Origin of the sequence: Bacillus sp. RHFS10 (assembly GCF_016757475.1) — a bacterium.
Classification (GTDB): domain Bacteria; phylum Bacillota; class Bacilli; order Bacillales; family Bacillaceae; genus Bacillus; species Bacillus subtilis_G.
Window position 1 is genome coordinate 1064718 of record NZ_JAESPO010000001.1, and the last position, 13277, is coordinate 1077994.

General features: G+C 44.1%; 7 protein-coding genes. 4 read left to right on the plus strand and 3 right to left on the minus strand.

Annotation, left to right across the window (positions count from 1 at the left end):
- Nucleotides 1-23: 23 nt before the first annotated feature.
- Together JMN17_RS05350 and JMN17_RS21695 are read right to left on the minus strand one after the other, a co-directional pair.
- Nucleotides 24-731, minus strand: a complete 708-nt coding sequence (locus JMN17_RS05350) for a poly-gamma-glutamate hydrolase family protein (RefSeq protein WP_087991474.1) — start codon at nt 729-731, stop codon at nt 24-26.
- A gap of 278 nt (nt 732-1009) precedes the next feature.
- Nucleotides 1010-1243: a hypothetical protein gene (locus tag JMN17_RS21695; protein WP_087991473.1), complete on the minus strand. Its 234-nt coding sequence runs from the start codon at nt 1241-1243 to the stop codon at nt 1010-1012.
- A 221-nt stretch (nt 1244-1464) separates the two neighbouring features.
- Here JMN17_RS21695 and aprX point away from each other — a divergent pair, with 221 nt between their 5' ends.
- From aprX to JMN17_RS05370, 4 genes are all read left to right on the plus strand, one after another.
- Nucleotides 1465-2793, plus strand: coding sequence for a serine protease AprX (aprX, locus tag JMN17_RS05355; RefSeq protein ID WP_202327654.1), 1329 nt, complete (start codon nt 1465-1467; stop codon nt 2791-2793).
- A 108-nt stretch (nt 2794-2901) separates the two neighbouring features.
- The gene (locus tag JMN17_RS05360) at nt 2902-3726 is read left to right on the plus strand and encodes an MBL fold metallo-hydrolase (RefSeq protein WP_087991471.1); all 825 of its coding nucleotides are present in this window, start codon (nt 2902-2904) and stop codon (nt 3724-3726) included.
- A gap of 78 nt (nt 3727-3804) precedes the next feature.
- Nucleotides 3805-4161, plus strand: a complete 357-nt coding sequence (locus JMN17_RS05365) for a hypothetical protein (protein ID WP_202327655.1) — start codon at nt 3805-3807, stop codon at nt 4159-4161.
- Nucleotides 4162-4386: 225 nt separating this feature from the next.
- Entirely contained in the window at nt 4387-5604 is a 1218-nt protein-coding gene (locus JMN17_RS05370; RefSeq protein ID WP_087991469.1) for a cytochrome P450 family protein, read from the plus strand.
- A gap of 42 nt (nt 5605-5646) precedes the next feature.
- Here JMN17_RS05370 and JMN17_RS05375 read toward each other — a convergent pair whose 3' ends face one another.
- Entirely contained in the window at nt 5647-13266 is a 7620-nt protein-coding gene (locus JMN17_RS05375; protein WP_202327656.1) for a beta-ketoacyl synthase N-terminal-like domain-containing protein, read from the minus strand.
- Between the last annotated feature and the right edge of the window lie 11 nt (nt 13267-13277).

The window sequence follows — 13277 nt, forward strand, 5'->3', positions numbered from 1 at the left end:
TATTTTGTCTTCTTGTCTGCTTGTTATGAATACTCTTGTTCAAGGACACTGTTGATTGCACGGACATAATCATAAAATTCACTGTTCTTTGTGTATTTCCTATTTTTATAATAAAAATCATCGAAAAATGCTTCTCTCTGCTCGCGGCTGATTTCCAGCTGGATACTCAGCCCCGTTTCCCCTTTGTTGTTAATGTTTTCGGCATTCAATCCAGCAAGGCCGCTTTTAGATGACGCTAACTCAGCTGAAAACCCCCTTCTCTCAAGGGCCCTTACGATCATTTTCGCACGCTTTCGGTCTGTGCCTCCAACAAGTGTATTCTTACTTTCCCCTTTATATCCGTGAAAAGCCACAACATATTGATGCTCCTTGATTTTCTTTCCAGCCAATGGCTCATCAAAGTTGGTGCTTGTAATATGCAATGTTTGATTATCGTGTGACTTTAAGCCTTCAAACAGGTATGTAGAGTATTCATTATTGAAATACCGCACAAGCTCGCTTACTCCGCCTTCAATTCTTCCGCCATGCGGAGACATAATTAAGACTTTGCTTCCTTTTTTTTCATTATAAGAAATATCATAATCGGCCGGGCTCTCATTTTCTGCCAAGCTGCTGAAATTTGAATATGTATCTGGCTGATTAGATGGTTCAGGTTCTAATGAGTAATGAACATATCTCAGAAATAAGACAATGGCTAAGACTAATATGACATTTAGTAAAAATCTTCTCATGTTTAACTCCTTTCATAAGAATGGCGCGGTTCATTATATGAGGTTTAGCCAATAGGTTTTATCTTACCATTGTATACACTATATCAGCAGTGAAAAAGTTCCCGGTTTCAAAAAATCAATTGATTGTCACGGTTAATAGTGGTTCGTTTCAAATATGAGTGAAAAAAGATTGAGAGGAAAGACAAAAAAGGTAGGAACAACCTCACTTGGCAAATACATGTATAGAGGTGTAAGGAGATTTTTTAGCAGCTGTCCGGCATGCTGAGACGGACAGCCTGTTATCGGCCTGAAAAATGGAAGTTTTGCTTATTTGTTCTCACAAAGTCACAAGAGAGAATAGAGTCTAACAAAAACGTTCTGATCTGTTGTTTCGAAAAACAAAAAGCTTTGATTTGCGTTTTGCTTTTCTGCCTTACAATAATTGTTCTTTTACTAATCGTTCCGTCTTTCTTCATATATATAATGCTGATTGGCATTTGGCTTTCCAAAGACCGATGTAAGAAGAAATTCATACGTTGTTCTCTCCTTGCCAGTTTGATGACAACATTATAATACGAACAAATGTTCTTTTTCAATCCCCAATGATTGCCTCCTCTCCTGAATCTTTCGTATTTGATTCAAAAGATTCATTAAAACCAACTCTTGTCCGCTTACTATGAAGGACAAACAAACTTACCAAACCTATCATCCGTTCATAGAGTATACAGAATACCTTATAATAGGAGGAAAATACATGTTTGGGTACTCTATGGTACAAATGGTGAGAGCAAATGCTCATAAGCTAGATTGGCCGTTACGGGAAAGCGTCTTGCAGCTTTACAAGCCCTTCAAATGGACTCCTTGCTTCTTGCATCAGTTTTTCGAAACCAAATTGAAAAACCGAAAAAAATTGTCGGTCATTATTGAATTTGAGGAAGGCTGTCACGAGACCGGCTTTCAAATGGCTGGAGAGGTGCTGCAAAAAGAAAAACGCAGCAAGCTAAAAAGACGCTTCAACACAATCAATTGCTGCAGCGCGGAGGTGACCCCACAAGCGCTAGATTTACTTCTTTCTGAATGCAGTGATATCCGCAAAGTGTATTTAAACCGTGAAGTCAAAGCGCTTCTAGACACGGCAACCGAAGCAAGCCACGCGAAGGAAGTTGTCAGAAACGGGCAAACCCTGACAGGAAAAGGTGTTACTGTCGCTGTTGTCGACACAGGAATCTACCCGCACCCTGATTTAGAAGGCAGGATTATCGGATTCGCCGACATGGTCAATCAAAAAACTGAGCCGTATGATGATAATGGCCATGGCACACACTGTGCAGGTGATGTCGCCAGCAGCGGCGCATCCTCTTCCGGCCAATACCGTGGACCTGCGCCTGAAGCCAATCTAATCGGCGTAAAGGTATTGAACAAGCAAGGTTCAGGAACATTAGCGGACATTATTGAAGGTGTAGAGTGGTGTATTCAATATAATGAGGATAATCCGGATGAACCGATCGATATTATCAGTATGTCGCTCGGGGGCGATGCGCTTAGATATGATAATGAACAGGAAGACCCGTTAGTCAGAGCGGTTGACGAAGCGTGGAACGCTGGGATTGTCGTCTGTGTCGCTGCCGGAAACTCTGGGCCTGATCCACAAACCATTGCAAGCCCGGGCGTGAGCGAAAAGGTGATGACAGTAGGTGCCCTTGACGATAACGATACCGCAAGCAGCGATGATGATACGGTCGCTTCCTTCTCAAGCCGCGGGCCGACAGTATACGGGAAAGTAAAGCCCGATATTTTAGCGCCGGGTGTTGATATCATTTCCCTTCGCTCTCCAAATTCTTATATCGATAAGCTTCAAAAGTCAAGCCGTGTAGGATCTCAGTACTTTACAATGTCAGGAACATCGATGGCAACACCAATATGTGCAGGAATCGCAGCTTTAATCCTGCAGCAAAACCCGGATCTTACACCTGATGAAGTGAAAGAGCTTTTGAAAAATGGCACGGACAAATGGAAAGATGAAGATCCGAATGTTTACGGCGCGGGCGCTGTCAACGCAAAAAATTCCGTTCCCGGCCAATAGACAGCTTCATAGAGCCGGCAAATCTCTCAGTAGACTTGCCGGCTTTATATTTTCAAATTTCATAATAATGGGATAAAATATAGAAAATAAATGAAGGGAGTGAAAGAAATGCCATATTATATCTGCGAGACATGCGGTGTACAACATGCGCAAACAGTAAATCCGCCGGACTCATGTCTAATTTGCGATGACGAACGGCAGTATATTCATCCGGAGGGACAAGCTTGGACAACCCTTGCAGACATGCATGAAAAAGGAAACCTTCAAAACATCCTCAAAAAAGAAGAAGAACATCTTTATAGCATCAAAACCGAACCAGAGTTTGCGATCGGACAAACAGCACATTTGATCCAGCATAAGGGCTTTAACGTGCTGTGGGACTGCATTTCATATCTTGACGAAAAGACAATTAAGCAAATCAACGAATTAGGCGGAATTCAAGCCATCGCTTTGTCTCATCCGCATTATTACTCTGCTCAGGTGGAGTGGGCTGAAGCGTTTCAGGCCCCGATCTATATTCATGAGGATGACAAAGAATGGGTGGCAAGGCCAAGCAATCACATTCAGTTCTGGTCAGGGGAAACGCTCAACATGAAGCCGGGACTGGACCTTTACCGCTTGGGCGGACACTTTAAAGGCGGTGCTGTTCTCCATTGGCGCAACGGCAATGAAGGGAAAGGCTGTCTATTGACCGGGGATATCATTGCAGTTGCGGCGGATCGAAACTGGGTCAGCTTTATGTACAGCTATCCAAATCTCATTCCTCTCCCAGCCTCCAAAGTTGAAGAAATAGCAGCCAAAGTGAAACCGCTTCAATTTAACCGGATTTATAATGCTTTTTCAAAAGTTGTCAAAGAAAATGCCGACGAAGCGGTCCAGCGTTCTGCCGTACGTTATATCAAGGCACTGAACAACAAGTTGTTTCATACATAAAGGGTGAGGCGGCTCTTTTCCGTGTAAAAGATGCAGCAATTGGGAATAGTATCGTGTAGATCAAAAGGAGGAATATTGATGGCACACCCGAATACACAGCTTTCTCAATGGCTGGAATCAAAAGTCGGCCAAACACTTGATATTAGAAAAGGTGAATTGACCCATGATGAAGAGATTTCTGACTTGGATCAGATTGTTCTTCACCTTGAAAAAGTGGGGATACGCAGCACCAATCATCCTGATGACTATGTTGCAAATGAAGAACTCGTTTTAGAAGGCGAAGGAACAACATTCACAGAAGAAGGCGACATACCGCTTCCGCAGAACGCCTATGAGATTCCTTTATTAGGTGATATTCATATTCACCAAGAAAACGAAGGATTGAAGGTCGTAACAGATCGTGCAGTCTATACATTTGATGTCCAGCACAGCTGACGGTCACTTTCATCAAAATCATACAGCTTAGCGCCTTTGAGCTATCATTCAAAGGCGCTGCTTTACATGGAGCCACTTTTTCATTTTTTCGTTCTTCACCCTATTGAATGACGCCTAAAATAGATATATAGTTTTAGAGACAGGATTAAGTTTCAAATAATTCTGTATTTCACAAGCTGGTTCTGCAAAAACATCTATTTACCCTATTAGGCGAGGAGAATGCAAATGGAAAAATTGATGTTTCATCCGCACGGAAAAGAATTTCATCACAATCCTTTTTCAGTTTTGGGCCGATTTAGAGAGGAAGATCCCCTTCACCGATTTGAATTAAAACGGTTCGGAGGCACATATCCGGCTTGGTTAATTACCCGATACGATGATTGTATGGCCTTTTTAAAAGACAATCGGATTACAAGAGACGTTAAAAACGTGATGAGCCAAGAACAAATCAAAATGCTCAACGTCAGCGAGGATATCGATTTCGTATCCGATCATATGCTGGCAAAAGACACACCTGATCACACCCGCTTGAGATCACTTGTTCATCAAGCATTTACTCCCCGAACGATTGAAAATCTGCGCGGCAGCATCGAACACATTTCTGAACAGCTTTTAGATGAAATGGAAAAAGAAAAGAAAGCGGATATCATGAAATCCTTCGCATCCCCTTTGCCTTTTATTGTTATATCTGAATTGATGGGAATTCCTAAAAAGGATCGGGCACAGTTTCAAATCTGGACCAATGCGATGGTTGATACCTCTGAAAGTAACAGAGAGCTGACAAATCAAGCCCTTCATGAATTTAAAGACTATATCGCCAAGCTGATCCACGACAGAAGAATACAGCCAAAAGACGATTTAATCAGCAAACTTGTGCATGCTGAAGAAAACGGCAGCAAGTTAAGCGAAAAAGAGCTTTATTCGATGCTGTTTTTACTGGTTGTAGCGGGTCTTGAAACAACTGTTAACTTGCTTGGATCAGGCACTCTCGCATTGCTTCAGCACAAGGAGGAATGCGAGAAGCTCAAGCAGCATCCTGAAATGATCGCTACAGCTGTTGAAGAATTGCTGCGATACACCTCGCCTGTTGTGATGATGGCAAATCGGTGGGCCATCGAGGACTTTACATACAAGGGGGTTTCGATCAAAAGAGGAGACATGATCTTTATAGGCATCGGATCTGCCAATCGCGATCCAAGCTTTTTTGAGAACCCGGAAATACTAAATATAAATCGGTCGCCTAACAGACATATTTCTTTCGGCTTTGGCATTCATTTCTGTTTAGGAGCGCCGCTAGCCAGACTGGAAGGCCACATTGCATTTAACGCGCTTCTGAAGAGATTCCCGGATATTGAACTCGCGGCAGCGCCTGATGACATCCAATGGAGAAAAAATGTCTTTTTAAGAGGGTTAGAAAGTCTCCCTGTGTTACTTTCAAAATAACATATTCAAAACGCCCCCTTCAAAAGGGGGCGTTTGTGTTTCTCAGCGCTTCACCAATTCATCTTCTTTCGCTTCATGTTTTTTCCGGAAAGCCTTAAGGAAATTCGCGTTAACGACTCCCCTGTTTGAATAGAGTTTTTCGCAAAATTCTAACATGGCTTTGGAGGCTTTAGGTTCTGTTAATATCATGAAGTGGTTGTTTGATTCGACATCCACCAGATGGAAATGTGGCATTTGCCGCTCCCATTCCTCCCAGTAGGCAGATTGATCAAACGGTGCTTTTTCATTTGAGAAAGTGAAATAAATGTCTAAATCTCCAAAGAAAGACCCGCTTTTATTGCGGAAGTAATAACATTTTACCGCCTCAGGATCAGGCAGAGGATTAACAGTGTACGAATCAACATCATAGGCACGCTGGGTTTTCATCATTTGCTGAGTCTGCGCACGTATTTGCTTCTCCGGTTTGTTCAATCCCCGTTTTCTTGCCAAATCAATCAGCTCAGACAGGAATTCTTCATCCTCTGAGTTTGTGTCTACCTCTTCACGGCTGATGAGAACGTCAGTAAGCTTATCCGGCTTCGCAATCGATGCTAGCATCGTATTGATCGTTTGCAGCATTGATGTTTTCATAGAAGCTTCATTCTCTTTCGTCTCAAAACTGTATGGAGAGTCAATCATCACCATGCTTTTGACAGAAAGGCCTTGGCTTTGCAGCTGGCGTGTGACTTCATATGCAATCATTCCGCCTAAGGAATATCCGCCTACATCATAAGGGCCTTCCGGCTGAATGGCTCGGATGATCTCTATATAATAGGAAGCCATTTGTTCAATTCCGTGCAAAGGAGCATGTTGAGTCATAAATCCCCTTGCTTGAATACCGTAAAAAGGGCGCTGGCTTTTTTCTGCAAATGACTGATAGATTTCAACGCCCCCTACCCCGCCATGGAACCAAAATACAGGGCGCCCCCGCTTGCCGTCATTTAACGGTATCAATTCCGGGAACGTACGAGTGTGCTCGTTTTGTAAGGAGGCATCCACCTGTTTCTTTGCGATCAAGTCCGTCATATCCTGCACAGTTTGGCATGCTTGCAGCTCCGCCAAGGTAATGAAAGGATCAACCTTTGCTTGCAGTTGCTGCAATAACTGTATGCAAGAAATCGAATCAAACCCGTAATGCTGCAATGGCTTATGAGGATGCAGTTCTTCTGGATCCATCCCTAATACATCAGCTAACATGTGATGATCGCTGCTGTTGATATGCATCTCATGTGAAACAGAAGGCGTATTCTCTATTGCTTGAAAGCCATTCCAGCAGCTTCTCTTTTCAAACGGATAGGTTGGCAACGGTATTCTGCTGGCGCCTTTTCCTTGATAAAACTGCTCCCACGGGATTCGCACCCCTTTTGTCCAGCAAAATGCGATCTTTTCAAGGTTGTTCTCAGACAACAGGGTCTCTATCACCATTTCTCTTAATGGCCCATCAAGCAAGGTTTCGATATCTGACGAGCCCTCTTCTGCATTCCCGCAAAAAACAGGCACAGAACTTTTTGGCTTTCCGCCTTTTTCCGCAGCTGTTATGCAGTCTTGCAAGCCGATAACCAGTTCTTCTTTACTTCGGACGACCAGCGCCAGCCGGTCCTCCATCTCCTCTCGTCCGGTTTGAAGTGTATAAGCATAATGTGGCAACGACAGTTCTTGTTGTTCGTTCACATAATCAAGCTGCTGTTGAATAACTGCTTTTAGCCTGTCTTGATTTTTTGCTGAAAGAACCACAATATGAGCTTCATTCTCGTTCATATTAACCGGTGCTTTTGATGAAGGAATATATTCTTCTAAAATGACGTGCGCATTTACGCCTCCAAAGCTATAGCTGTTGATACCCGCTCTGCGCGGGATGATTCTGCCTGAATCGTCCTTTACATCCTCCCATTGCTGGTTCTCCGGAATCATTCGGAAACGGGTGCCCTTTATTGACACCTGATCATTCAATGAAGAAAATCCGGAAATGCCTGGTATGGTTTGATGCTTCATCGCCATGCTGACCTTCATGAGAGCAGCCATACCGGAGACCAGTTCACCGTGTCCAATGCTCGGCTTTAAGCTGCTGATATAACACGGCGCTTCCTCCTGTACTTCCTGTGGAAGTTCCGACTCTAGCTGGCTTAAGCCTGAAGTTAACGCACCTATTTCTATCGCGTCTGCCAATGGAGAGGCGATCCCATGCGCTTCGATATAGGCCACCGTTTTGGGATCAATATGCGCTCCTTCATAAGCCTTCAGCATTGCATCCTTCATACCGGCCGGATTTGGCGCGTGCAGTGACATTCCCCGGCCGCCATGCGATACACCTGTACCTTTAATGACCGAATAAATATGATCGGAATCTTCAATGGCTTTTTGCAAAGGTTTAATGATGAGAACCCCTGCGCCTTCACTTCTGACAAAGCCATTCGCATCTGCTTGAAAGGATTTGGCCTGTCCATCCGCACTCAAATATCCCATTGAGTCGAAGCCAATGAATCCTTTTGGTGAAAGCAGCAAATTCACAGCCCCGACAATGGCTTGTTCACATTCGCCGTTTCGGATGGATTGTATAGCTCTGTGCAAAGCCACAAGAGCGGAGGAACAGGCAGCTTCGTAATATTCGCTTGGCCCTTTTACATTCAGCGCATACGATATACGGTTTGGAATTAAGGAAGGAATCACAGCTGCATCCGTATTGCCAGCTGCGACGAATACGCCTGTCGGACGGCTGGATAAGGCCTGTCCTGTTAAGCCTGCGTCTTCCATCGCCTTCCATGCATGTGTTAAGAGCAGAAACTCCTGCGGATCCATATGTGCCGCTTCTTTAGGTGATATGCCAAAAAACAGCGGGTCAAACTCACCTATTCCTTCTATAAATCCGCCCCATTGAAGGCTTGATGATCCTTCTTTATCAACTGAGGCACATTCACGCCAGTCCCAGCGTTCTTTCGGCACTTCAGAGACACAGTTTTTTCCGTGAATGATGTTGTCCCAAAATTCCGTTACGCTGTTTGCTTTTGGAAACTGTCCCGACATGCCGATAATGGCTATGCCGTCGGCTGCATGTTTGATTGCTTTATCCGTCTTCATCTCATCAGCCGGAATCTGTTTCATTTGGTTTTCGATTTGAGCTGAACGTTCCTGCTGCTGATCAACTCCACCAAACAGCTGAACAAAAGATGCTTCATGTTTGTCCGCAAAAAATTCAATAAGCTCTTGTACAGTCGGATATTCAAAAAACAACGTCGGGTTTAAGTCGATTTTTGTTTCTGATTCGATCTCCCTTGTCAGCCCAACCAATTGAGAGGAATCAATACCCAATTCCATAATATGAGCTTTTGAGAGAGCCAGTTTTGACGGATCGGCCATGTTTACTGCCAGTTTATTTGTTACATAGCTTTTGATACGGTCTTTTAGACCGCGGGCTTTGATGTTCTGATTTTCATTCCTTATTTGATTTGTAACTCGCAGTTGTTTTAACGAGTAACCCGAATAACGCAGCACCGTTTCTGACGATTCATTGACCACATCTACATCGAACAGCAGCATGTCACCTGTATTCTTAACCAATGTAATCAGAAGCCAGCAATCCTCTTGTATCGTATGTTTAGTAAATTGGATATCATTGATTCCAAATGGCAGGAAACTTCCTTCAATGTCAAATTGCTCTAAGAAACTAAGGATAGCCAAGTAGGCGCTGTTTGTCATCAATGGGCTTACAGTGTAATGATGCCCGTTTGCCAGATCGCTTTGAGGCAGGCGAATTTTTGCCAGTACGGACTTATGATCTCTGTAAAGATGTGTAATCGTCTTAAATAACGATCCCCACTCAGGGCCATTTCCGGCTTTATACATCTGATCGATGTGATGAAGCTCGGTTAACGATTGCTTTAAGCTTTCGATATTGACTTCTTTTGTTTCAAACAAACTTTTTTGGCATTGCCCGATTGCGGCAGGCTTCCATGTATCAGAGGCCAGCTCACGGTACATGATTTGTAATTCTATGACTTGGTTTTTTTGAAGAGGCTTTGCCTGCAGTTCAATGGTCTCGCCTTGTTTGATGACAATTGGATTGATATAGCTTAATTTGCTGATACGGCCGCTGTTTCCCTCAGGAAACATGTTGAAAAATGCGTCAATGGCCAGACTGCTGTATGTCGCGCCGACAAGCACCCGTTCATTGTTGAAGACGTGGCCTTGCACGTAAGGCTCGTCATATGTGAATTGATCTTGTATGACCGGATGATTGTTATTGCTTTCGACAGCTGATGGTTTCCCCTGACCCGCCGGAACATCGAAATGAAATGATGTATGATGATCAAATGCATAGTGCGGCAGGCGAACCCAGCCGGATCCGTTCCCTTGAGCTGCTTCTTTAAAATCAACGGATGCCCCTGCTGCCCATTGCTCTGCTGCGCTTGTTTCTCGTTCCTTTTGGGCTGATCCCGCGCACGGCTGTAAATCGAATGATGTATAAATACCTTGCTGGCGTGAGCTTTCTTTGGATGTACGGAACATCTTTAGTTTTTCGATCAGTTCCTGAGTCGATGTTACTGTAAATGCAGCCCTATGCTCTAAATCGTGGTTTATTCTGTGTAAAGCCTGTACAATTGGTTCAATATCCAGAGCAGCTTCCTTCTCTAAAAACAATTGCATGTTTTCAAGGTAGCTGAGCAGGCTCCATTTTGTTTTTGCTGAAAAAACGGCTGTACATTCCGGCTGGTGGGAAGTGATCCGTCTCTCAGGAGCCATCTCTATAAATTCTTCTATAATGAGATTGGCATAGGCTCCCCCCGCTCCGAAGGAATTGATCATGCTTCTGCGAGGCAATTGCTTTCCTGTTTCAGGATCATTCAAGCGATGCCACGGCTCCGTTTTTTCTTGAAGATAAAAAGCTGTGTTTTCCAGTTTAATATTTGGATTGATAGGTGTTGCGTTGATTGTCGGCACCAGCGTGCCCTTCTTCATCTGCAGCAGAACTTTTGTCAGCTGAGAAATGCCGGAAGCTGCCTCCAAATGTCCCAGATTGGATTTGACAGAACCTATCGCGCAAAACTGTTTCTTATTCGTGTATTGTTCAAATGCGTTTGTTAATGCAATCATTTCAATAGGATCGCCCAGCGCTGAACCATTTGCAGCCGATTCAATATAGCTGATAGTCTCCGGATCAATGCCCGACTGCTCAATCGACCTGACGATTAATTTTGCTTGCTGTTTCGGATCTGGTGCTGTATACATCTGTCTTCCGCCGCTATGATTGGCAAAACTGCTTTTGATCACAGCGTAAATATGATCCTGATCTTCCATTGCCTTCGAAAGCGGTTTTAACAAGACTGCTCCGACACCTTCCCCGGGAATAAGTCCGGTTCCTGTGCCAAAACTTTTGCTTTGGTTTCCGCCTTCCAGCAGATTGGCCCGCTCCAGAGAATCATACTTTGAGAGATCGAGTGTTAAATTGACTCCTCCCGCAATCGCCATAGAGCTGCTGTTCAATTTCAGGCTTTCACAGGCAAGATGAATGGCGTTTAATGAACTGGAGCATGCTGAGCTGACAGCGATACTCGGTCCAGTCAGGTTGAAAAAGTGGGAAATGCGGTTTGCGATATGCCAGTCTCCCCCATTTGAGCTGAGGACTGCCTGCTCTACTGATGGGATATTCCAAAAATATTGGTTATACATATTCCCAATAAAGACACCCACTCCGGCATCATCATCCCGCAGTTTATTCAGCCGGGTTCGGGTATAGCCGCCATCCTCAAATGTTTCCCAGACGGTTTCTAAACATAAGCGCAGTTCCGGTGTCATTTCCATCACCCGGCTTTGCTCCACCTCAAAAAGCTGATGGTCAAATGCTTCAATGTCTTGTAAAAATCCGCCATACCGCTTCTTATCTGCCAACTGTATTGAATCTTTTGATAATGTTTTCAATAAAGATGTGCGCCATCTGGATTCCGGCGCCTCTGTAATACAATTGTCTCCAGCGATTAAATGCGCCCAAAGCTCTTCTAAGCCAGCAGACATCGGATAGCGTCCGCTGATCCCGATTATTGCGATATCTTCTGTACCATGATCATTCGTCTGTGCCACTTGGAAATGGCTTGTCTTTTCTTTTTTCAACTCACTATTTGATGCTTGCTGAGTTTCTTTGATCTGCTGCTCTCCGGCAAAGCGGCGTGCGGTAAAAGCTAGCGGCTTACTAGCAGCTGCACGCTCCCTTTGAACAGGTGCTTCGTGTTTTGCAGGCTGCTGTGTTTCTTTTAACAGTGCTGTCCGGAGCTTACTTTCGTACTCCTTGACTAAATAGTCGACGAGTTCTTTTGTGTTGTTATGTTCGAATAAAATGGTTTTTGGAAGATCCCCCGTTACTTTTTCTAATTCACGAATGAAATTGACCTGCAAAATCGAATCGATTCCATACTTCTCGAAAGTCGTATCTTCGTGAATACGCTCTGGTGATAGTTTGATCGATTTTGCCAGCGTATGTTTCACAAATTGAATCGTTTGTTCAATGAGAGAATCGTTATCCTGTGAATGAACTTTTTCCGCATCGATTTGTAAATGTGCTGTATCTTCTATCTCAGTTTTCTTTTTTTGACGGACGACTCCGTTACTTTCAGCAGCAATGATCTGCTGGCCGAGCTGATGTGATTGTTCAGCCATAAAGGAAACATGGCGATATCCCTCACTCTCAAGCACCATTTCCCAAGTGTCCGGATACAGACCCGGGCAGCCCGGTATACGGAGAGCAGGATCCTCATACAGCCACCAGCCCTCTAAAAGGCCGAACGTCAAATGCGAATATATATTATGATCACTTATTTCATTTAAGAGGAGCAGTCCGTTCTTTTTCAAAACTGCTTTTGCGTTTCGCAATGTCTGCCGGATATTTTTCGTGGCATGCAGCACATTCGCTGCAATCACCACGTCATAGCTCCCCGCATCAATATGCTGTTCAGATGCCGGCTCCTCCACATTAAATCGTTTATATGTCAAATACGGATTGTCCGGGCCGTACTTATTTTCTGCGTGCATTAAAAATGCTTTAGACAGATCTGTATAGCAGTATTCTTTTATATGTGTCTGCCAGGCTTTCAACTTTTGAAAAACAGCCGCGCTTGTACCGCCGGTTCCGGCTCCGATTTCTAATATGCGAATCTTTGCCTCAGGCTCTTGCTTCAGACGTTCTTGCAGATAGGCCGTTAGTGTGTTCGCCAGCACATCATTAAAATAGTCTGCGACTTGGTTGTTTTTATAGACGCCTTCTACTAGATCCATTGATGAATTCGGAAACAGGATATCGGTGGCAGACACCTTGCCGGTCAGAATATCCGGCAAGGCTTTAAGTGCTGTCTCCACCAATGTCACCATGGCTTTCATATTATTGTCTTGAAGCAGGTCCGATTTTTGTTCATTCCATTCCATCCACAGTTCACTCACGGTTCCTATTGAGCGTGTTGGAACATGTCCATTCGCCGTCCGCTTGAGAAATTGATGGCGTTCTAAAAACGAGTGGCTTTCTTCTAACCATCTGCCATAGAAATTCTCCAATACTGGCTGGGATTTACTTTCTGTGAAAAAACCTATGGACTGCAATTGTGCGAAAAGCATTTTACAGAGAATGTCTTCTGTGTTCAGCATTGGCGCTCCCC

Coding starts and splice junctions, on each gene's coding strand:
- JMN17_RS05350 (WP_087991474.1), bottom strand. CDS start 731: ATGAGAAGATTTTTACTAAATGTCATATTAGTCTTAGCCATTGTCTTA.
- JMN17_RS21695 (WP_087991473.1), bottom strand. CDS start 1,243: ATGAATTTCTTCTTACATCGGTCTTTGGAAAGCCAAATGCCAATCAGC.
- aprX (WP_202327654.1), top strand. CDS start 1,465: ATGTTTGGGTACTCTATGGTACAAATGGTGAGAGCAAATGCTCATAAG.
- JMN17_RS05360 (WP_087991471.1), top strand. CDS start 2,902: ATGCCATATTATATCTGCGAGACATGCGGTGTACAACATGCGCAAACA.
- JMN17_RS05365 (WP_202327655.1), top strand. CDS start 3,805: ATGGCACACCCGAATACACAGCTTTCTCAATGGCTGGAATCAAAAGTC.
- JMN17_RS05370 (WP_087991469.1), top strand. CDS start 4,387: ATGGAAAAATTGATGTTTCATCCGCACGGAAAAGAATTTCATCACAAT.
- JMN17_RS05375 (WP_202327656.1), bottom strand. CDS start 13,266: ATGCTGAACACAGAAGACATTCTCTGTAAAATGCTTTTCGCACAATTG.